At 64.4% G+C, this 20,691-nt stretch carries 21 protein-coding genes and 2 pseudogenes; 16 read left to right on the forward strand and 7 right to left on the reverse strand.

Going from position 1 to position 20,691, the window contains the following annotated elements; translation table 11 throughout:
- Positions 1-9 precede the first annotated feature (9 nt).
- Positions 10-921 (reverse strand): sugar ABC transporter substrate-binding protein, encoded by a 912-nt coding sequence (locus MNOD_RS38665; protein ID WP_085985016.1) that lies wholly within the window; start codon positions 919-921, stop codon positions 10-12.
- Between the two features lie 418 nt (positions 922-1,339).
- Positions 1,340-2,368 (reverse strand): LacI family DNA-binding transcriptional regulator, encoded by a 1,029-nt coding sequence (locus MNOD_RS38670; protein WP_012631050.1) that lies wholly within the window; start codon positions 2,366-2,368, stop codon positions 1,340-1,342.
- 391 nt (positions 2,369-2,759) lie between these two features.
- On the opposite strand from MNOD_RS38670, the gene MNOD_RS38675 reads away from it, so the two are divergent.
- Positions 2,760-3,713, forward strand: a complete 954-nt coding sequence (locus MNOD_RS38675; protein WP_012631051.1) for a LysR family transcriptional regulator — start codon at positions 2,760-2,762, stop codon at positions 3,711-3,713.
- 258 nt (positions 3,714-3,971) lie between these two features.
- Here the strand turns inward: MNOD_RS38675 and MNOD_RS38680 are convergent, their stop codons facing one another.
- Entirely contained in the window at positions 3,972-5,219 is a 1,248-nt protein-coding gene (locus MNOD_RS38680) for a Zn-dependent hydrolase (protein WP_012631052.1), read from the reverse strand.
- Positions 5,220-5,530: 311 nt separating this feature from the next.
- Between MNOD_RS38680 and lhpI the strand changes: the two genes are divergently transcribed.
- The 11 genes and pseudogenes from lhpI (at position 5,531) to MNOD_RS38720 (ending at position 13,561) form a co-directional block, all read left to right on the forward strand.
- On the forward strand, positions 5,531-6,577 hold the full coding sequence (gene lhpI / locus MNOD_RS38685) for a bifunctional Delta(1)-pyrroline-2-carboxylate/Delta(1)-piperideine-2-carboxylate reductase (protein ID WP_012631053.1): 1,047 nt from the start codon (positions 5,531-5,533) through the stop codon (positions 6,575-6,577).
- Positions 6,578-6,579: 2 nt separating this feature from the next.
- The gene (locus MNOD_RS38690) at positions 6,580-7,908 is read left to right on the forward strand and encodes an MFS transporter (protein ID WP_012631054.1); all 1,329 of its coding nucleotides are present in this window, start codon (positions 6,580-6,582) and stop codon (positions 7,906-7,908) included.
- 31 nt (positions 7,909-7,939) lie between these two features.
- Positions 7,940-8,581: an RraA family protein gene (locus tag MNOD_RS38695; RefSeq protein WP_012631055.1), complete on the forward strand. Its 642-nt coding sequence runs from the start codon at positions 7,940-7,942 to the stop codon at positions 8,579-8,581.
- Positions 8,578-8,967 (forward strand): RidA family protein, encoded by a 390-nt coding sequence (locus MNOD_RS38700; protein WP_012631056.1) that lies wholly within the window; start codon positions 8,578-8,580, stop codon positions 8,965-8,967. The genes MNOD_RS38695 and MNOD_RS38700 overlap by 4 nt, the downstream gene beginning before the upstream one ends.
- A gap of 4 nt (positions 8,968-8,971) precedes the next feature.
- Positions 8,972-9,082 (forward strand): DUF736 domain-containing protein, encoded by a 111-nt coding sequence (locus tag MNOD_RS49720; RefSeq protein WP_244424885.1) that lies wholly within the window; start codon positions 8,972-8,974, stop codon positions 9,080-9,082.
- A 153-nt stretch (positions 9,083-9,235) separates the two neighbouring features.
- Positions 9,236-9,589 (forward strand): DDE-type integrase/transposase/recombinase, encoded by a 354-nt coding sequence (locus MNOD_RS50880; protein ID WP_425277535.1) that lies wholly within the window; start codon positions 9,236-9,238, stop codon positions 9,587-9,589.
- A gap of 617 nt (positions 9,590-10,206) precedes the next feature.
- Positions 10,207-11,043, forward strand: a complete 837-nt coding sequence (locus MNOD_RS38705) for a bifunctional allantoicase/(S)-ureidoglycine aminohydrolase (protein ID WP_012631057.1) — start codon at positions 10,207-10,209, stop codon at positions 11,041-11,043.
- Positions 11,040-11,531, forward strand: a complete 492-nt coding sequence (locus MNOD_RS38710) for an ureidoglycolate lyase (protein ID WP_012631058.1) — start codon at positions 11,040-11,042, stop codon at positions 11,529-11,531. The genes MNOD_RS38705 and MNOD_RS38710 overlap by 4 nt, the downstream gene beginning before the upstream one ends.
- A 65-nt stretch (positions 11,532-11,596) precedes the next feature.
- Positions 11,597-11,757: pseudogene (locus tag MNOD_RS45900) on the forward strand (IS481 family transposase); the annotation flags it as partial.
- A 697-nt stretch (positions 11,758-12,454) separates the two neighbouring features.
- Positions 12,455-12,934 carry a C13 family peptidase gene (locus MNOD_RS42210; protein ID WP_244424886.1) on the forward strand — a complete coding sequence of 160 codons (480 nt, stop codon included), beginning with the start codon at positions 12,455-12,457 and terminating at the stop codon, positions 12,932-12,934.
- 378 nt (positions 12,935-13,312) lie between these two features.
- On the forward strand, positions 13,313-13,561 hold the full coding sequence (locus MNOD_RS38720) for a hypothetical protein (RefSeq protein ID WP_012631060.1): 249 nt from the start codon (positions 13,313-13,315) through the stop codon (positions 13,559-13,561).
- Positions 13,562-13,685: 124 nt separating this feature from the next.
- Here MNOD_RS38720 and MNOD_RS38725 read toward each other — a convergent pair whose 3' ends face one another.
- Together MNOD_RS38725 and MNOD_RS38730 are read right to left on the reverse strand one after the other, a co-directional pair.
- Positions 13,686-13,949 (reverse strand): hypothetical protein, encoded by a 264-nt coding sequence (locus MNOD_RS38725; RefSeq protein ID WP_043754126.1) that lies wholly within the window; start codon positions 13,947-13,949, stop codon positions 13,686-13,688.
- 431 nt (positions 13,950-14,380) lie between these two features.
- Positions 14,381-14,905 carry a Ros/MucR family transcriptional regulator gene (locus MNOD_RS38730; protein ID WP_012631062.1) on the reverse strand — a complete coding sequence of 175 codons (525 nt, stop codon included), beginning with the start codon at positions 14,903-14,905 and terminating at the stop codon, positions 14,381-14,383.
- A 373-nt stretch (positions 14,906-15,278) separates the two neighbouring features.
- Between MNOD_RS38730 and MNOD_RS48555 the strand changes: the two are divergent.
- Positions 15,279-15,740, forward strand: a pseudogene (locus MNOD_RS48555) (transposase); the annotation flags it as partial.
- A gap of 151 nt (positions 15,741-15,891) precedes the next feature.
- Here MNOD_RS48555 and MNOD_RS50215 read toward each other — a convergent pair.
- Both MNOD_RS50215 and MNOD_RS49730 read right to left on the reverse strand, forming a co-directional pair.
- The gene (locus MNOD_RS50215) at positions 15,892-16,014 is read right to left on the reverse strand and encodes a hypothetical protein (RefSeq protein ID WP_280113519.1); all 123 of its coding nucleotides are present in this window, start codon (positions 16,012-16,014) and stop codon (positions 15,892-15,894) included.
- Between the two features lie 252 nt (positions 16,015-16,266).
- Positions 16,267-16,461 (reverse strand): ribosome modulation factor, encoded by a 195-nt coding sequence (locus tag MNOD_RS49730; protein ID WP_341874511.1) that lies wholly within the window; start codon positions 16,459-16,461, stop codon positions 16,267-16,269.
- A 1,188-nt stretch (positions 16,462-17,649) separates the two neighbouring features.
- On the opposite strand from MNOD_RS49730, the gene groES reads away from it, so the two are divergent.
- The 3 genes from groES to MNOD_RS47615 all read left to right on the forward strand — a co-directional run bounded on the left by groES (position 17,650) and on the right by MNOD_RS47615 (position 20,536).
- Positions 17,650-17,937, forward strand: a complete 288-nt coding sequence (gene groES / locus MNOD_RS38745) for a co-chaperone GroES (RefSeq protein ID WP_012631064.1) — start codon at positions 17,650-17,652, stop codon at positions 17,935-17,937.
- A gap of 91 nt (positions 17,938-18,028) precedes the next feature.
- Positions 18,029-19,678 (forward strand): chaperonin GroEL, encoded by a 1,650-nt coding sequence (gene groL, locus MNOD_RS38750; RefSeq protein ID WP_012631065.1) that lies wholly within the window; start codon positions 18,029-18,031, stop codon positions 19,676-19,678.
- A 693-nt stretch (positions 19,679-20,371) separates the two neighbouring features.
- Positions 20,372-20,536 carry a hypothetical protein gene (locus MNOD_RS47615; protein WP_012631066.1) on the forward strand — a complete coding sequence of 55 codons (165 nt, stop codon included), beginning with the start codon at positions 20,372-20,374 and terminating at the stop codon, positions 20,534-20,536.
- The last annotated feature ends 155 nt before the right edge of the window (positions 20,537-20,691 follow it).

Raw genomic sequence — 20,691 nt, forward strand, 5'->3', positions numbered from 1 at the left:
GTCTCGGGATCAGTTCTTCGCTCGGTAGTTTTGGAGATTTGCCGGGGTCACCAGCTCGAACGGCACGAAGACTTTCTGCTCGACCTTCTTGCCTCTGGCGAGCTTGAGCGCCGCATCGAGCGCACCCCGGCCCTGGCCCACCACATTCTGGAAGACCGTCACATCGAGATCCCCGGCCGCCATCGCGGCCAGCGCATCCTGGGTGGCGTCGACACCACCGACGATCATCGTCTTCATGTCGACGCGGGCCGCTTTCATCGCCTGGATCGCGCCGATCGCCATCTCGTCGTTGTTGGAGACCACTGCGTCGAACTGGACGCCGGCGGACAGCCAGTTGCTCATCAGATCGGCTCCCTGAGTGCGCGACCAGTTAGCGGTCTGCTCCTCGACGATCTTCATGAACGAGCATTCCGGCGTCGCGATCACCTCGTGCACGTCCTGCGTGCGCTGGCGCGCCGCCTGGTTCGACAGCTCGCCCATCATCACGACGATATTCGCCTTGGTCTTACCGGCCTGCTTGAGCAGACGGCAAATCTCCTTCGTCTGGAGCGTCCCCGATTCACGCTCATCCGGCCCGACGAAAGCCTGCTTGGGCGGCAGCTTACCCAGGTTGACGGGGAGACGGTTGACGTACACCAGCGGAATGCCGGCATTGGATGCGATCTTCGATATCGCTGCGGTCGCGTCGGTGTCGACCGGGTTGACGATGATGGCGTCGACGCCGGCCGCAATGAAGTTCTGGACCTGGCTCTGCTGCTTGGCGACGTCGTTCTGGGCGTCCTCGATCTGCAACGTGACGCCGTTGAGCGTCGTGGCGTAGTTGGTCATGTCATTGCGCATAACCGTCAGAAGATTATCGTCGAAGAGCGACATCGAAACACCGATGTTTTCTGCCAAAGCGGAGGACGCTATCGACGACATCAAAACCGCAACCAACAGAATCTCTTTCACTCTATTTCCATCCCTCCATTGTTGTGCGGAATCTTGTTCACGCGTTTCCTCGTTTAGGTCGTTTTGCAACCCGCGAACACTCATCGCCGTCTCACAGTATCCCTGGCAGAGGCGCACGAACTCGCCGCGCAAACGCACGTCAATCGCATGCGCGGCTCAAAGAAAGGCGCCGTTCAAAGTGTGGCGGTATGAATGCCCGACTTGGCAGATCCGAGGCTTTCTCCCTGCTGGCGACTTAGGAGATGCCCCAAAAATGAGCGGCCTCACAACCTCCATTGCCTTGGGGCATGGCGAAAATCTCTCAACTCGCGAAGAGGGTCAATGCCGGCAACTGAAGCTTGTACGTCAAATTTGATAGATTCGCATCTTTTGGCATGATGGAATCCAATCAGAGGCTCTCTGGTGTCCAGAGCTCAATCGGCAGGAATCGCTGGCCGGGATATTCCGCCATCCCGTGTTCGATCGCATGAACCATCATGGCTACCAGATCCGAACACAGCGTCGGTAACGGCGTCGCCATGACGATTGAAACAAATCGGTCCAAAAGCCCCTGTGTAGACTCCGGAGTCAATTCATTGACGATGCACGCGACGTCGTCTGGCTGGCGGACCTCACGCAATGCTGCAACCGCCCCTTCCATCCCGCCGCCGGCCACGTAGATTCCAACCACGTCGTCATGCCGCGCCAGAAGGCCGAGCGTGGCTTCGCAAGTCAGCTGGCGCGTCTCGATGTTGACAATGCTGTCCAATAATTCGAAATCGGGCGCGAATTCCCGGAAATAGCTTCGAAAACCGGTTTCTCGAAGCGCATGCCCATGATACCGATGCCCGCCGATGAAAATGACGATCTTGCCGGGGCGACACGCCATCTTCGACATCAGCCAGGCAGCCGATCTGCCGACGCGCAAGTTATTAGTACCGATATAGCTTTCGCGAACGCCCTGCGCGAAGTCCGACAGCAAAGAAAATGTCGGTACGCCGACGGCCCGCAATTCCGCCACGGCTGCGGTGGCATCATGATGATCAAGGCCGGTCGCAGCAACGGCCTGCACCTTGCCTTTCATACTTCGAATCAGATCAGCCAGTTCCGCCGGAGCCGCCGACTGCACGAACCGGATCGTGGCGCGCAGGCGCTTGTTGGGTACGGCGCCTACGGCCTCCTCAATCTGCCGGGCAAATGTCTGATAAAACGCGTGACGCTCCTTCTGCAGAATGAACCCCAAATGATATTCTGGCTGCTCCGCCAAGACGCGCGCACGAATGACGTTGGCACCATAGAAGCCGATCTTATGCGCTGCCTCTAGGACGCGACGCGCAGTCTCTTCCCGCACGCGATACCGACCATTCAGAACCCGATCTACGGTTGCCACGCTGACGCCCGCAGCCTCTGCCAGATCTGCGATCGTTGGACGCCTCATGTCGGGAACCTCGCCATCCTATCATTGGAATGATCATGATCGATCATTCCTATCCGTCATAAAAGCGGAAAAATGAGTAATATCTGTTGCGGGAGTTCACATGGACGGAAAAGGTCAATATCCTTGTAGAGCCATTGCGTCTCAAGTGGTTGGTCGGATCGCAGGTCTGAGCCCGCTAGAGCGCTCCCCGCCGAAGTGGGGGCCGTTTCAACCGAAACGGGCACAGCTCTAGCCGGTCGCGTCGTCGGCGAGGACCCATGCCGCTCCTGAGTTCGGGACAGGACCAGTCGAATTTCGCGAACAGTATCCCCGCTTCAGCCCAAGGCTGCCACGTGTTACGTAGCCACCTCAGATGCCACAGCCTGGAAATCAGTCTAGGTCGAAACTCCAAATGGCAGCCCAGTCCCCACGCGTCCGTCACCTGAATTGGAATCTGCTGCGGACCTTTTTGGTCATCGTCGAGGAGCGCAGCATCACCAAGGCTGCAGAGCGCCTTCACCTGAGGCAGCCGACCGTCACGGCTTCGCTCCAGAAACTCGAAGAAACGCTCGGGACGCAGCTCATCCTGAGGGACAGCCGCCGCTTCGTTCTTACCAGCCGCGGCGAGGCCCTGCGCAAGGAATGCGTCGAGATCCATCAGCATGTCGAGCGGATCGGTGAGCGGCTCTCGACCGACGAGGACGATCTGTCCGGACTGGTCCGGATGCTGATCGTCACCGAGGTGATGCTGCCGACGCTGGATCGCGCCCTCGGCCTCATGCATCGCCGCCACCCCTCCGTCACCCTCTCGATCGACGTGGCGAACAGCCAGGAGATCGCGCGGGCCGTCGCGCAGCGCACCGTTCCCTTCGGGCTCTGCCTCCTGCCCAAGCCCCTCGCGGCCCTCGAATGCCGGATGCTGATGCGGGAGGAGTTCGGGATCTATTGCGGCCGCACCCATCCGTTGTTCGAGCGCCAAGACGTGACCCTGGAGGATCTGCGGGCGGAGCCATTCGTCGCCTTCACCTGCGGCCAGCCCGGCGGTGCGCTCGAACCAATGGTCGCCCTGCGAGACGGGGCTGGGCTCGGCGCGCGGACGGCCGGGGTGTCGTCCCACCTCGGCGAGGTCGCCCGCATGATCGCCGCCGGGATCGGGATCGGCATATTGCCGGTCACTGCGGCGGAGCGGATGGCCGACAAGGACCTGCTCTGGCGTCTGCCGGTGCTCGAGGGTCAGATCGGGGCCGACCTCTACTTCCTCCGCAATCCGGAGATGGCGCTCGACCGGGCCGAAAAGGCGTTCCTCGACCTCTTCCTGAGCCTCGTCCCCGATCCGGAGGGGCCGGCGGAACCGGTCTGGGTCTGATCCGCGCCTGAATAGAACCTGACCTGCGTGGCAGCCCCACCGGCCCTCATGCTGAGGTGCTGGCGATCGAAGATCGCACCGCAGCGGGCCTCGAAGCACCCCGGACCGGTATTCCCGGCATGAGGGCCGGGTGGGACCACCGTTCAGGGGTGCTTCGAGGCTCGCTGCGCTCGCACCTCAGCATGAGGAGCGCGGCGGCTGCCATCGGGGGCGGCTTGCGGCCGGGATCCGCCAAGGTCGGCCCGGCCGGTGGCGAACTCACACCACCTCGGCTCGGCGCAGGACACTCTGCAGGAGGACGTTGACGCCGGGCTCGATGTCGTCCGGCGTGACGTTCTCAGCCTCGTTGTGGGACAGTCCGCCCTCGCAGGGGGTGAAGATCATCGCGGTCGGGAGGTGGTCGGCGGCGTGCATGGCGTCGTGGCCCGCTTCGGTCAGGAGGTCCATCGTGCTGTATCCGAGCGCCTGAGCCACCTCGCGCACGAGTCCGACGCAGCCCGGATCGTATTGCATGCCGCCATAGCTCCACTGCTCCCGGATCGAGACCTTGCAGCCCGAGCGCTGCTCGATATCCGGGATCTGCGCCTTGAGCGAAGCCAGCATCTCGGTCGCGACCGCGTCGTCGGGATGGCGGAAGTCGCAGGTCATCTCGACCCGGTCCGGCAGGATGCCGAGCAGGTTCGGCTCAACCCGCAGCCGCATCGTCGTCGACTTGCCGCCGGTCTCGTGCCGGCTCCAGCCGATGTCGTCGACGGCGAGCGTCACTCGGGCGGCCCCGACGATCGCGTTGCGGCGCTTGGGCATCGGCGTCGGGCCGACATGCCCGGTCTCGCCCACCACCTCGACGACCATGCCGCGGACCGAGAAGGCGCCCGTCACGACCCCGACCTGACGCTTCGCCTCGTCGAGATGCGGCCCCTGCTCGATGTGCAGCTCGAACAGGCTGTCGAAGGCCTCGGGCGAGAGGCGGTCCGTTCCCCTGAAGCCGATCGCGTCGAGGGCCTGCCCCAGGGTGATGCCGTCCTTGTCGGCGCGCCCGTGCGCAAAGTCGAGAGACGCCCGCCCGGTGAAAACGGCGGACCCGATCATCGGCGGCTCGAAGCGGGCGCCCTCCTCGTTGGTCCAGTTGACGACCGCGATCGGGCGGCGGGTCGTCACGCCGTGGTCGTTGAGCGTCCGCACCAGCTCCAGCCCGGCGAGCACGCCGAGGATGCCGTCGAACCGGCCGCCCTTGATCTGGGTGTCGAGGTGGCTGCCGACGAGCACCGCCTTGGCGTCCGGATCCTGCCCGGCCCGGAACGCGAAGATGTTGCCGATCCCATCGACGCGGACCACGCAGCCTGCCTCCTCGCACCAGCGGATGAACTCGCGGCGCACCTCGCCGTCCTCCTCGGTCAGGGCGAGCCGCCGCAAGCCCCCTCTCGGCGTTGCGCCGATCTCCGCCGATCGCATCAGCGACGACCACAGGCGGGAGATGTTCGGGCGGATGTTGCTGCTGCGGCTCATCGGCGGACCTTGTTTCGAGCGGGGCGTCGATCACGGCCGATAGCGGCTCGCCCGCCAGCCGTAAAATACAAACGACCTATGTTTGATATAGCCATCTCTCGCGCCATCTCCTGCATGAAACGTTCGCAATTGCCGCACAGAATAGCAAATGTCGGCGGCGAGTCCGGCTATTCTTCACATCGAAATTTCCTATTTGGCAGCCGTCGGGCGGTAGGCAACATTCGGCTCCATTCCTCACACCGGACCTGACGTCAGGCCGCGGCAGCGGCCGCGGCGTCGCGCGCGGACGCCCTGGAGCCATGGACGTGACGATGCCGAACGCAGGCGGTGGGCCGGAGAGCCGCTACCGCGCCGACGAGAGTCTCGCGGCGGGCCCGCCCCTCGTGCTCTGTGCCGCGGAGGTCGCGGCGGCGCTGGACCGGGAAGCGCTGATCGAGGCCCTGGCGGCCGCCTTCCGGGGCGGCTGCGAGGCGCCGCGGCGCCACCACCACGCCATCCCGATCCCGGGCGAGCCCGACGCGACGCTGTTGCTGATGCCGGCCTGGAGCGTGGGGCGGCATTTTGGCGTGAAGGTGGCGGCGGTCGTGCCGGGCAACAATGCCCGCTTCCTGCCCGCCGTGCAGTCGCAATACCTCCTGTTCTGTGGCCGGACGGGGCGGCTGCGGGCGGCACTCGACGGCAACGAGCTGACCAGCCGCCGGACGGTCGCGGCCTCGTCGCTCGCCGCGCGCTTCCTCGCGCTCCCGGGGGCCGGCCGCCTCCTCATCGTCGGCACCGGCGAGATTGCCCGCCACGTCGCCGCGTCTCACGCGGCTTTGCGCCCGATCCGGTCGGTCGAGGTCTGGGGGCGCAGCCCTGCGAAGGCACAGGCGGTCGCCGCCGACCTCACCCGCGCGGGCGTCAACGCCAGCCCGGCCACCGACTTGGCCGAAGCCTGCGCCCGAGCCGACATCATCACCTGCTGCACCCTCAGCCGCGAGCCCCTGGTCGAGGGTCGCTGGCTCCGGCCGGGCACCCATCTCGACCTGATCGGCGGCTTCACGCCGGCGATGCGCGAGGTCGACGATGGGGCCGTGGCCCGGGCCACCCTCTTCATCGACACCCCGGCGGCCCTGCACGAGGCCGGCGACCTCGCGATCCCGCTCGCCCGCGGGATCATCGCGCCGACGGCGGTGGCCGGCGACCTCGCCGATCTGGCGAGCGGCCGCCACCCCGGCCGGACCTCGGTCGACGAGATCACGCTGTTCAAGTCGGTCGGCGCCTCGATCGAGGACCTCGCCGCAGCCATCCTGTGCGTCGAGCGCCACCGCGCCCGCCCCGCATCCGTGTTCCCCACCCCAGTCGAGGCGAGACCCTGACCATGGCCACCACAACCACCCCCTCGATCGTGGCCGAGCCGCCGGCGGTGGCAGAGCCGCACCGGATGCGGCGCATCGCGATTGCCAGCGTGATCGGCACCACGGTCGAGTGGTACGATCTCTTCGTCTTCGCCACCGCCTCGGCGCTGGTGTTCAACAAGGTGTTCTTCCCGAGCTTCGATCCGCTGGTCGGCACGCTGCTCGCCTTCGGCACCTTCGCGTCGGCCTATCTGGCGCGCATCGTCGGGGCAGCCCTGTTCGGCCATTTCGGCGACCGGCTCGGCCGCAAGTCGATGCTGCTGTTCTCTCTCGTGCTGATGGGGGTTGCGACCTTCGCGATCGGCCTGTTGCCGAACTATGCCGCGATCGGCATCTGGGCCCCGATCCTGCTGCTGTCCTTACGCGTGGTGCAGGGGCTGGCGCTCGGCGGCGAGTGGGGCGGCGCGGTCCTGATGGCGGTCGAGCATGCGCCGCGCCACCAGCGCGGCCTCTACGGCTCCTGGGTCCAGATCGGCGTGCCGGCCGGGACGCTGCTCGCCAACCTGGTCTTCCTCCTCATCAACGCGGTCCTGCCCGCCGAGGACATGCTCGCCTGGGGCTGGCGCATCCCGTTCCTCGCCAGCATCCTGCTCGTCCTGGTCGGCGGCTATATCCGCCTCAACGTCTCCGAGACGCCGTCCTTCGCCAAGGTCAAGCGGGCCTCCGAACAGGTGAAGGTGCCGTTCGCCGAGCTGATGCGGAAGTCCTGGAAGACGGTTGTGCTTGGCGGCGTCGCCACGATGTCGACCGGCTCCTCCTTCAACCTGATCGTCGCCTTCGGCCTCAGCTACGGCACGCAGAACCTCGGCTTCACCCGCAACACCATGCTGGCGATCGTGCTGTTGTCCTGCGCGGCCTGCGTGGCGCTGCTGCCGTTCTTCGGCTGGCTGTCCGACCGCTGGGGCCGCCGCCCGGTCATCGTCGGCGGCATCCTCGCCGAGGCCCTGGTCGCCTTCCCGCTGTTCTGGCTGATGGACACCAAGACCTTCGCCGGTGCGCTGGCCGGCTACCTCCTGATGATGATGGCCTTCGCGGCGAATTACGGACCGATCGCGACCTTCCTGGCCGAGCTGTTCGGCACCCGGGTGCGCTACTCGGGTCTTTCGATCGCCTACATGCTGTCCGGCGTGCTCGGCAGCGCCGCCACCCCCTTCGTGACGACCTGGCTCCTTGCCGCGACCGGCCAGGGCTCCTCGGTCGCCTGGTACATGATCGGCTCGGCGGTTCTGTCGGCTGGGGCGCTGATGCTCCTCGTCGAGACGGTGCGGCGCGACCTCACGGACGCATCCTGACGTCCCCGCGCCACCATCTGGAGAACTGACGATGACCCTGGACCGGACAGGAACGAGCGAGGCGATGCACCGCCTCGCCGCGGTCGAGACCGCGACGATCGGGCATGTCCTCAGCCACGGCTTCATGGATCCGGCGATCCAGGGCCTGGGCGGGGAGGCCCGGATCTGCGGCCCGGCCGTCACGGTCGCCCTGCCGCCGGAGGGCGGCGCGGCCCTGGCCTGGGCCGTCTCGACGGCCCGGCGCGGCGACGTCCTGGTCGTCGACCGCCAGGGGGACGCATGCCACGCTTGCTGGGGCGCGGTGATGACCGAGGCGGCCCTCGCGGTGGGGCTTGCCGGAATCGTCATCGACGGTCCGGTGACCGACGCGGCCGCGATCCGCGCGAGCGGTCTGCCGGTCTGGTGCCGGGGCCGCTCCCCGCTGACGATCAAGCGCCGACCTGGCGGCCGCGTCGGCGGCACGATCCGCTGCGGCGGGGTCACGGTCCGGACGGGCGACCTCGTCCTCGCCGACGAGAACGGCGTGCTCGTGCTCGATCCCGAGCGTGCCTTCGCCCTCGCGGAGGAGGCGCTCACTCTTCAGGAGGGCGAGCCGGCATTCATCGCCCGCCTCCGGCGGGGCGAGCGCCTCGCCGACCTCTACGGCCTGACGCGCGAGGACCTCGACAGATGAGGGAGATCTTGGAAATTCCGGTGATCTCCGAGGCGATCCGGGGCCTTGGGGCGCCGACCTCGGCCCTCGTGCGGGCAGGCGACCTCCTGTTCACCTGTGGGATGCCGCCGATCGACACCCGTACCGGCCGGATCGTGACCGGGCCGATCGAAGCCCAGACCCGCGCCTCGCTCGACGCCTTGCGCGTCACCCTCGACCATGCCGGGTCGTCGCTCGCGAAGGTCGTCAAGGCCACAGTCTACGTCACCGATCCGGTACTGATGGGTGGGGTGAACACCGTCTACCAGGAGTTCTTCCCGGACGGATGGCCGGCGCGTACCTTCGCGGCGATCAAACCGTGGCCCCTGCCGTTCGACATCGAAATCGAGTGCGTCGCCTGCCTCTGAGTGAGTGACTCGGCGTCACGATTACCTCAACCTCAAGCTCGACGATCCGACCTTCACCGCCCCGATCGGGCGCAGCAGACCCTCCTCGTGGCTCGCGGCGAGGGCCGGCGGGTAGGGGCCGAGGAACAGGTCGCCGAGCGCCTTTCTGAGTCGGTAGGTGAGCCAGCGCTGGCGCAGGTGCTCGGGTCGGTCGTGCAGGATATAGCACCGCTGACAGAGCGCCTTGAGGTTGGCGGGTTCGTGGCCTTGTCACAGGAAGCTGTGGCAGGTGGCCGAAGGCCGGAGTAGGGCAGGGGGCTTCACGCTCAGCTGCCGCGATGTCGAGGAACTCCTGGCCGAGCGCGGCATCAGCGTGGCCTACGAAAGTGTCCGGTGCTGGGTCATGACGTTCGCGCCTGCCTTTGCCCGCAACTTACGGCGGTTGAGGCCGCGGCCTGCGAGCACATGGCATTTGGGAGATGGTGGTCTCGGTCCAGGGCCGGCCCTATCTCTGTGGCGGGCCGTGGATGCGGAAGGCGAGGTGCTCGATCTCCTGGTTCAGTCCAAGCGCGGCAAGAAGGCGGCCCTGAAGCTGCTTCGCAAGCTGATCAAGAAACAGGCTTCGCCCCAGAGAAGCTGGTAACGGGCAAGCTCCGCTCCGATGCGGCCGCGCACCGAGACCTCGGCATGAACGCCCATCAGGAGCAGGGTCTGCGCCAGAACAACCGGGCCGAGAACTCACATCATGCAGTGCGATGACGAGAGCGCAAACAGCAGGGCTTCAAGTCGCCGGATCAACCCAGCGGTTTCTCTCGATGCAGGCAGCCGTCCAGAACACGGTCTCCATTCAACGTCACCTGATCTGCCGCCGCACGCTGGCCTGTTCAGGGCCGAGGCCGCAGACGCATGGCGAGTGGCCACTGCTGCGGCCTGAGATGAGGCGGGTCCTGCCGTTCCTGCGACCGCATCCCAGTTCCCGTGACAGCTCCCGGGGCAGGCATCGCGGCGGCCTCACCAGCTCGAGCGCTCCCGATTCCGTATCGTGAAATTCACCTGGGCTGCCGTCAGCGCTACCTCGCCTTCAGTCAGATCTCGTACTATGTAAATGTCGGTGGCGTTCCGCTGTCGCTGCTCTCATGGCAGAGCCGGATTGCTGCTCCTTTGATTCGAATCACGAATACTTTTAGCGAAAACAAATTTTCGCCGGAAGTGGAAACGAGGCATCCCACAAGGACAGACTGATAAGCCGAAGGATACCCAATGACAGTCCGAACCTATTTTGCCTCGCTTGGAGGACTGCCTCCCCAGACGCAGCTTCTGACCGACCGAGCCACGTTCACGGAGGCCTATGCCGTCATCCCCAAAGGGGTCTATAGCGACATTGTCACCAGCTATCTGCCATTTTGGGAAAAAACACGCTGCTGGGTCATCGCGCGTCCACTCTCCGGCTTTTCGGAGACCTTCTCCCAATACGTCATGGAAGTGTCTCCCGGCGGCGGCAGCGACAAACCGGAACTGGATGTCGGTGCCGAGGGTGTCCTGTTCGTAGTGGACGGAGAGCTCACCGTTACTCTCGGTGGTAAAGACAATTTACTAGCGCCGGGGGGCTATGCCTACATACCTCCGGCCAGCGATTGGCAAGTGCGCAACCAGAGTGGCCAAAAGGTGCGGTTCCACTGGATCCGCAAAGCCTATGACTATGTCGCCGGCATTCCTGCGCCCGACCCGATTTTCGCGAACGAGCTCGACATCGTGCCGAATCCGATGCCTGACACGGAGGGCAAATGGGCAACCACCCGGTTTGTCGATCCCTCGGACATGCGCCATGACATGCACGTCACCATCGTGACGCTCCAGCCGGGAGCCGTCATCCCCTTCGCCGAAACGCATGTGATGGAACACGGGCTCTACGTCCTGGAAGGCAAGGCCGTCTATCGGCTTAACCAGGACTGGGTCGAGGTCGAAGCCGGTGACTTCATGTGGCTCCGCGCTTTCTGTCCGCAAGCCTGTTACGCTGGCGGCCCGGGCAATTTTCGATATCTGCTTTATAAGGATGTCAACCGGCACATGAAGCTCGGCGGTGAGTTGCGGCGATGAACACGATCGTCGCGCAGCCCCTGACCCGGGAGGCCTTCTCCCCTTACGGGGAGGTGATCGATACAGAAGGTGCCGACCACTTCCCGATCAATAACGGACGCTGCGAGCGCTATCACGCCCTGGCCCGCACGGACGCGATCGGTCCGGGCGCCCGTGTAATCATCAGCATCTTCAAGGGGGCACCCTATACCCTGCCCTTGAAGCTGCATATGGTCGAACGCCATCCTCTTGGCAGCCAGGCATTCATCCCGCTATCGCCCCGTCCGTTCCTGGTCGTCGTCGCGCGTGATGATGGAAATCGCCCTGGCAGGCCTCAGGCGTTTCTTACGAGACCAGGGCAGGGAGTGAACTATCCGCCCAATGTGTGGCACGGCGTGCTGACGCCAATTGGCGAACCACAGGACTTTCTCGTCGTCGACCGGGCGGGAGACGGCAACAATCTCGAAGAGTTCTTCTTCCCTGAGCCGTATGAAATATGCTTGCCCTGAACCTGGTCACACGCCCTGCTCTTCGAGCTTATACACAGTATCAACAAGTGTCCACACAGTGTTTGTTGCAGGCGCTCGTCGCGATCGACCGCACCAGCAAGTTCGCCTTCGTCAAGCTATACGAGAGAGCAACTCGCCGCGCGGCCGCCGACTTTCTCTCCGCCTTGCAGCGGTGCCGTACACGGTACATACGGGGCTGACCGACGACGGCACACAATTCGTCGACAACCAGTCGGTGAACGAGGAAGAGGATGCGCGCGCATGCCGAGACCGAACACAGAAGGCGCTGGGCTGAGCTTGACAACTTGAAGCCTTGTTGGTTGCGCTTTCGTCGGCGCACCGCCTGATGTGAGTTCTCGGCCCGGTTGTTCTGGCGCAGGCCCTGCTCATGGGCTTGTCACGTTCGGCGGTTTTACTTGCCAAGTCGTCAGCCCTGGTTGCGGTGGATCACACGATTTCAAAGGCTTGGCGGGCCTGAGCGGTCGCGCTCCAGCCCTCAAAGCGCATTCTACTTGGCCAACGTGACAAGCCCCAGTAATGATTGGCGCCCTTGACCCAGCTTAGCGCGTGGCCTGAGAGTACGAGGCATGCCGTCTCGCTCAACCTACCTCATCTTGGCCGTCCTGGCTTGGTGGGCAGCCGCCGAAGGTCCGGGTCCGGTGCTCGCGGGCGGTGGGATCGCGGCGCCGCAGCAGACTTCGCCTTCCCCACAATCACGGCAGAACAGCACAGAAACGTACATTGTGTCGTTTGGGCTGTTCGGCGGAGAGAGCGTCTTCGAGAGCGAGGCACGGGGAGCCGCGCGGATCCTGCGGGAATGGCTTCGAGCAAGGCCATCGCCGCTTGTCAGCTTCAACAGCAAGTGGGGCGGTGCAGCGACAGCACGGACCCTCGCTGCGGCCCTTCGGACCGCTGGCGCAGCGATGGATCCGGATAATGGCACTCTCGTGGTGGTCTTGACCTCACACGGCACTCCCGAAGGTCTCGCCATTGTGGCGGGAACCACTAGCGACACCCTCACACCACCGGATCTACGCAGAATGCTCGACGCGAGCGGGGCGAAGTACCGCATCGTGATTATTTCGGCCTGCTACTCGGGCGTATTCGTGCCCGCGCTCGCCGATCCTCGAACGCTTGTGATCACGGCCGCTGCTGCCGATCGCCCATCGTTCGGCTGCCAGGATGGTGCGAGGTGGACCTATTTTGGGGACGCCTTCTTTAATCGGTCTCTGCGCAGGGCTCCAGACTTGGAGACCGCCTTCGAGGGCGCGCGGCGGCTCGTGACTGCGCGGGAGAGGCGCGACGGGTTTGAGCCGTCACGCCCACAGTTGGCTGGGGGATCTGAAGTGCTGGCCCTGCTTGCCCGCCACAACCGGCCCGCTCGCTCAGGATTTGTCCGGTGAGGGCCGACGAACGGGTTGCTCCCACATGATCGGGCTCATTTTCCATTAACCTTGGCCTTAATGCGGCGCTTTGGTGATCTCCGCCATGTCCGATGGCAACGCGAGCAATTGCCGTTCTGCAAAGCTACTCTGCAGTGGCATCCCGGTGTATAAGTGTTTGCCGACTGTGGCCTCACCCGGCGGTGTGACATGGTGTGCGAAGGTCTAGAGAGAGATACTGAGCGGTCGAACAAGGTAAAGCTTATTCCTGAGAACACGACAGCTCGGCCGAGGTTGGGCCTACAGAACGCGGTCTATGACCTGCCCCATACCCATGCGCCAGGGACTTAATTCCCTCTCGGGTTGAATGGGGTGCGCTCGTTTGGGGAGGGTTGACCAATGACGCAAGCAGCCTCTGAACTCGACTTCGAAGCGGCGCTGCGGAGCCCCAAATCCTGTTTCGCGGAACCGCAGGACGTTGTTGCGCATCCGGCACTGTCGCGGGAGATGAAGCTCGCGATCTTGCGCGAATGGGAACAGGATGCGCGGCGCTTATCGGCGTCCGAGGGAGAAGGGTTTTACGGCGGCGAGGAGAGCATGCTCGGACGCGTGGAAGACGCCATCAACCTGGTCAGAAGACAAGCCTGAAGTGGGCATTGTCACGGGGGAACCTGAGCGGAGCGCAAGATCGTCAGTGTGGCGCCTTGCACACGCAACGCAGTCGCTGAGCGCCATGCGTCTGCTGGGCATTGTCACGGGAACCTGAGCGCGGTCACACCCGATAGGCGCAGGGCATCAGCACGCCCGACCAGTCGCCTCGTATGATCTCGTGCTGCGGATGGACACCGAAGGGCGTGAGGGTGTCCCACCCCAGCTCGGCGGCTTGTATGCCGAAGTCGTCCACGAACCGACGGCAGTTCGCGAGGGTCTCGCCCCATTCGTCTGGCCTGAACCCGGGGCACGGCGGCTGGCCCGGCGACAGGCTGGCGAGCCCGCAGCTCCATGCGAGGACGGCGGGGGAGGGGGCGCTAAGCATGGCCGAGTCGGGCATGGCGGGACGCTACCGATGAACAGCTCACCGCGCGAGATGGCTGCGCTCAGGCTGTTGCAGCAGGTGGGGAGGGCGAGTCCATGACGACAGTGCCGCACTCGCCCCTGACCTCATAGCGAGCGGGGTATCCCTCAATCCGGAGGGCGCGAAAGGCCACCTCGACGGCGATCGTCATCGGGGCCTGAGCTGAAATCTGGGTACCGCTATGGAAATGGCAGAAGGCCCCGCCGCAGGGCGAGGCCTTCTCAATGTCGCTGTCTCTGTTGATCCGGGAGATTGCCCGGCCGCCTCGGGTTCTGCCTCCCAGCCCCGAAGGCGTAGGGGCAAAATAGGAGGCAACCTTGAACCGTCAGCTAAGAAGCGCGGTGAACGGCAGGGCAACAAACCTTGACGAAGCGGTGCCAACCTTGGACGCCTTACTCTGAGGCGGCAGCCCTGCGAGGACGCCCACGTCCTTTCTTTGAGCCAGCGGGTGCGCTCCCCTTAGCTTCGTCTGCCGCTCGCTTCTCGGCCATCTTCCGGCGCAACTGGCCGAGGCCCAGGCTCTTGGCGAGTTCCGAGCGCTGAGCCGCATAGTTTGGCGCCACAATCGGATAGTCACCCGGCAAGCCATACGTCTGGCGGTACTCGGCCGGAGTCAGACCATTCTTGGTCAGGTGCCGCTTCATCGCCTTGTAAGGCTTACCATCGATGAAGCTGATGATGTGGTCTGGTGTGACGGACTTCCGGATCTGAGCGGCAGTCAGCTTCGGCGTCTCTTCCGCAGCAGGCGCGGAGGGTTTGCCCAACTCACCAAGCGTCTGGCCCGCAGTCGCGATCAGGGCCGGCAGGTCAGCCGGAGGCACGATGTTATTCGACACGTAAGCGGAAATGATCGCGGCGACCAGTTCGATTGTATCTGCCCCTGGCTGCGATGTGCTAACATCTGCTTTGTCGTTCATGGATGAAATCTCCGAAACGATGTAGTTTTAACGCGATTTATTTGACAGTCAATATTGCGAGGCGATAACCTGCAGTCGAACTTATGGACTAATACTAAGTTGGGATGTCACCCGAACTGGTCTCACGACTACGCAGGTAGTTCCCAGCAAGCCCGCTTTAGCCGCTGCGGCCAATATAGCCGCCGCACGCTTCTCCTAGGCCACTTGCGCCGGCCCAGTCCTGCCGCCTTGGCGAGCTTGGAACTGGCCCCGCTGTAACATGGAGAGGGGCGAGCGTGGGTTGGTGCGCATCAGGCGCGCTCCTCACCTGTGAGCCCATGACGCGCGAGCCGAGTCCTCAGCCTGAATGCGAGTGCAGCCCTGAAGAGTGCGCGAAGCGCTGTGCGAGGCAATGAGCCAGCCGACCATGCGCTTCGTGCCGGTCAAGACGGCCGAGCAACAGGCGGCGCTGATGCTGGTGGGCCTGCGCGATCGCCTCATCCGCCGTACCCGGCTCGCCACCGCGATCCGCGGCTACGCCGCCGAGTTCGGATCGCGGGGGCCACGGGCCTCGCACACGTGCCCGCGCTCGCACGAGAGGTGTTTGCCCTGCAGCAGGCGAGTCCGCGCAGGTTCAGGCCAAGTCAGGCCAAGCTTGCTGTGGTCGAGGCCAAGCTCCTGGCCTGGCATCGCGCCGACGAGCGCAGCTGGCGTCTGGCGCAGATCCCCGGCGTCTGCCCGATCGGGGCGACCCTGCTGACCCTGAAGACCCCGGCGCCCGAGGCCGTTCCGGTCGGGCCGGCAGTTCGCCGCCTGGATCGGCTTGACCCAGGCGACGGCTGCGGCCCGAGGGAAAGCCGGTCCCTCCGCTGCTGCGACCACAGCTGAGTTCCTGTGACAGGGCCGTACAGCTCTTTCCGCCAACCCATCACCGAGCTCCTTTGCGGAGGGCGCCGGCCGTTCGGAAGGTGGGGGCGGCTTCCTTGGCGCCTCCACCTCTGCTCGAGTCACTTCTTTTCAGTCAACTTGCTGGCTTGGCCGGATGGCTTGTTTGCGTAGGTGTTATGATCGCCACGGCCCGTCAGCCGGCCAACCATCTTCTTGACTGAATCGGTGATGTCGTGGGTCATCTCAGACATCGACTTCATGGTAGCCTCACGTCCTACCAGCGCACAGGCGGCGCCGTATCAACAACGCTAACGGGCAGCTTCGCGTTCGAGGGGATCACCATCGCTTGGCGGGATTTATCGCCGGATGGTGCAGGCGGTGTTGGTGTACTGCAGAGCGGAAGCAGGTCAGCTGAGGCGGTACAGGGGGCGGGGGCGGGACAGGGCGTCTGCAATCTGAGCAGCACCGCGCTGGGCGCTCAGCAGACTGCCCTCTCAGCTACGCTCTATCGGCAAGTCCGGTGGCGAGTTGCGCGGTCGACCATCATAGCCCTCAAGCCACTGCTGACGCTGCTCTGATTTGGCCGGGTATGGGCAAGCGTCTCGTGGCTTGCCGCGCTGATGAGCGCGTACTCCCTCCGATACCGGGTCACTCGTCGGCTTCTTTGAATCCGAACCGCTCATCGCCATGGCTGTGCTCCACGCTGCAACCACGCCGCAGTGATGAGCTACGCACCACGGCAGCCCTGCTTGCCATTTTGGTCTGGCCGGTCTCGCTCGTCGTTCTCGAGAGCGCAGTGCCCGGGCGTGCCCTGATCAGCTGGGTCCGTTGCTCCCGGCGAGTTTGCTCTTTCGCCATGCGGATTCGGCCGGCGCTGCTCATCGGCACGGAGCCCGACCGCCGGGTGGAGTGGATCGTCGTCGAGCTTGGGATCCGTTGGTTTGGTCAAAGAAGACCTCCAGCCATCAGGGTGTCAGAAAAAGAAGGCCGTCCTCGCCCTCCTGTTCCGTGACCTGATCTCGCTAAGCTGCGAGCCGTTACCGGAAACGGGAGTGCGCCTCGCCAAGTAGCCGGAGCGGGCGCGCGCTCACGCAGTCCTGGCCGCCAACCACGAGAGCCAGCACGCTTCGATATAGATCGTCTACAGCTGCATCGCTTCCGGGGTTGCGGGCGACAAGGTCCTGGACGTCGACAGGGACTGCAAGCACCGACAGGTGGCCATGTTCGAGAAGATCCAGTTTGTCGCAGTGCCTTGAGCGTGGGTCCGTCGATTGACTGGTTGCTGCCGGCTACTTGAGGGGCAGATCCTGTGGGCCGAACCGCAGAGCTCTTTCACTCGGTGGTACAGGCGGGACAGGCGGTATTCGAAGGGGATTGCCAGTCTCAGGTGGTACTGGGCGGGGTACAGCGTGGTACCAGCAGGATTCTGCCCAGTCCCACCCAGTTCCTCGCCGGCACCACCTCATCCAAGATGTTCCCCTTCGAGTACCACCCGTACCACCTATACCCTTCAGGGTAGGCAGGTTCTTAGCTGAAGAAAACTTGGTTCATCGGCAGGACAGAGCAGCTGCTAGGATGAAGCCGGACAGAGTTCCGCGAGCCGATCCTCTAATCAGCCCAGCGCGAAATCAGCCAGTCATGTCAGCGGCTGCAATGTGTCAGCCCCGGACCGGCGGCGAGAATGGCCTGGGCTGGGCGGCCAGCTTGAGCAGTGTCATCGCAGACGTACAGCTCGGAAGCAAGTTGCGAAACCGGCCAATGACCGTTAGCACTCCAGGACGAGGAGTGCTAAGCTTTTTGGCGGAGAGGAGTCCGCCTCTCTCAAGCGGCAGCACTGACAAGCCGCTCACCCCATTAGGCAGGAAACTGGAGGCCCCATGACTTTTCGTCCGCTGCACGACCGTGTCGTCGTCCGCCGCATCGAGGCGGAGGAGAAGACCAAGGGCGGCATCATCATCCCGGACACCGCCAAGGAGAAGCCGCAGGAGGGCGAGATCGTCGCCGTCGGCCCGGGCGCCCGCGACGAAACCGGCAAGCTCGTCCCCCTCGACGTCAAGACCGGCGACCGCGTGCTGTTCGGCAAGTGGTCCGGCACCGAGGTCCGCATCGACGGTCAGGACCTGCTGATCATGAAAGAATCCGACATCATGGGCGTCCTCGCCTGAGGCGGCCTCCCACGGACTCGTGAACTTCGCCCTTTGAGGCTGCCCATCTGGGGCGCCTTGGGGCTGCAATCTAACAAAAAGGATCTATCCGATGGCTGCCAAGGACGTTCGTTTCTCTTCGGACGCGCGCGAGAGGATGCTGCGCGGCGTCGACATCCTGGCCAACGCCGTGAAGGTGACGCTCGGCCCGAAGGGCCGCAACGTGGTGCTCGAGAAGAGCTTCGGGGCGCCCCGCATCACCAAGGACGGCGTGACGGTCGCCAAAGAGATCGAGCTCGCCGACAAGTTCGAGAACATGGGCGCCCAGATGGTGCGCGAGGTGGCCTCGAAGACCAGCGACGTCGCCGGTGATGGCACCACCACGGCGACCGTGCTGGCCCAGGCCATCGTCAAGGAAGGCGCCAAGTACGTCGCCGCCGGCATGAACCCGATGGACCTCAAGCGCGGCATCGACCTCGCCGTCGCCGCCGCCGTGAAGGACATTACCGGCCGCGCCAGGAAGGTCGCCTCGTCGGAGGAGATCGCCCAGGTCGGCACGATCTCGGCCAATGGCGACAAGGACATCGGCCAGATGATCGCCCAGGCGATGCAGAAGGTCGGCAACGAGGGCGTGATCACGGCTGAGGAGGCCAAGACGGCCGAGACCGAGCTCGACGTGGTCGAGGGCATGCAGTTCGACCGCGGCTACCTGTCTCCGTACTTCATCACCAATGCGGAGAAGATGATCGCCGAGCTCGAGGATCCCTACATCCTGATCCACGAGAAGAAGCTGTCCTCGCTCCAGGCCATGCTGCCGGTGCTGGAGGCGGTGGTGCAGACCGGCAAGCCGCTGCTGATCGTGGCCGAGGACATCGAGGGCGAGGCGCTGGCCACGCTGGTGGTCAACAAGCTGCGCGGCGGGCTGAAGGTGGCGGCCGTGAAGGCGCCGGGCTTTGGCGACCGCCGCAAGGCGATGCTGGAGGACATCGCCATCCTGACCGCCGGGCAGATGATCGCGGAGGATCTCGGCATCAAGCTGGAGAACGTGACGCTGCCGATGCTCGGCCGGGCCAAGCGGGTGCGGATCGAGAAGGAGACCACCACGATCATCGATGGGGCCGGCGAGAAGGCGGACATCGAGGCGCGGGTGGCGCAGATCAAGGCGCAGATCGAGGAGACCACCTCGGACTACGACCGGGAGAAGCTGCAGGAGCGTCTGGCCAAGCTCGCGGGTGGTGTTGCGATCATCCGGGTCGGCGGCTCGACCGAGGTCGAGGTCAGGGAGAAGAAGGACCGCGTAGAGGACGCCCTTCACGCCACCCGCGCTGCGGTGGAAGAGGGGATTGTCCCGGGCGGCGGCACCGCGCTGCTGCGCGCCAAGGCGGCCGTAGCCGCGCTTAATAGCGACAACTCGGATGTCCAGTCTGGCATCAGGATCGTCCTGAAGGCCCTTGAGGCCCCGATCCGCCAGATCGCCGAGAACGCGGGCGTTGAGGGCTCGATCGTGGTTGGCCAGATCTCCGACAACACGGGCTCCGAGACCTACGGCTTCAACGCCCAGACCGAGGAGTACGAGGACATGCTCCAGGCCGGCATCGTCGATCCGGCCAAGGTGGTGCGCACGGCCCTGCAGGATGCAGCTTCGGTTGCCGGCCTGCTCGTTACGACTGAGGCGATGGTAGCGGATGCGCCGAAGAAGGAGAGCCCCGCTCCCGCGATGCCGGGCGGCGGAATGGGTGGCATGGGCGGCATGGACTTCTGAAGTCGGCCACCCTCAAACCGGTCGGACAGGCCGCCGCGAGGCGGCCTGTCTATCTCCGAAATGGAGTTCGAGCTCGGTTTCCTCCCATTCTCGGTCTGCCCCATTAGGGTCAGTGGGCGAGACGAGCCAGAGCCATAGGTCACGCTCGCCGACCTCGATGAGACTGACGAAGCCACGGTCCCATCGGGCCGTCCACAAACGACCGACCTGGTGGACAGGCCCGATGATCCGTCCCTCTCCGCCAGGATGATCTCTCCGAGCGACCTCGCTGCGGAGGCGCTGCTCGGGTGTTCCCGCAGGCCGCTCCTTCAACTCCATAGAGAGAGCAAAGTCCGTTGAGCAGCGCCGGCCTTTACAGTCGATCTCACCGACAGGCTTCGCCTCCTGCAAGGGTCCGTTGAGTTCGATGCTGAAGCTTGGCGGAAGGCAGACCGAAACGGGAGCTGCGGCCCCGGGCGTTGCGATGAGCATTAAAGTGAGGACCAGCGCGCTCATGATCAGCCCCTTGGGCGATTCCGTCTGCAGCGGCGTAGGTTTTGCCCATGCTTGATCATGGCCGGGATCCGATGCCGCCCGGTATACGCGCGTCCTCAACCAGCCGCTTGGTCGTACGGTCGGACAGCCGCCCGACTCATGGTTGCATAGTAGTACCTCGCTCGCCGCGGCCAACGGATTCGCTGCCGAGGTCCCGAGGTGGCTGCTGAGGCCTATTTCCGATTGGCCGATTTCACGGCAGCGCTAACCATGTCCTTCGTCGATGGTGCTGCCGCAACGGTCTTCGGCACCGGTTTTTTCGGCTTCTTGGCTTCGCGGTTTCCGCGTTTCTTTTCTGAGGCCATGACCAACCTCCTCGTATAGCGAGCCATTATTGCATGGTTGACCAAACAATGGGACTGAAGTTTCAGAGCCCAGCGAAAGCCGGCCTTATCGGATGGGGAGGCCCATTCTACAGGAGCAGTGATAGCGGCTTTCGACCTTCTTCAGCCAAGCGGTCGAACGTGTATGTTCCTGGT

Source organism: Methylobacterium nodulans ORS 2060, assembly GCF_000022085.1.
GTDB lineage: Bacteria > Pseudomonadota > Alphaproteobacteria > Rhizobiales > Beijerinckiaceae > Methylobacterium > Methylobacterium nodulans.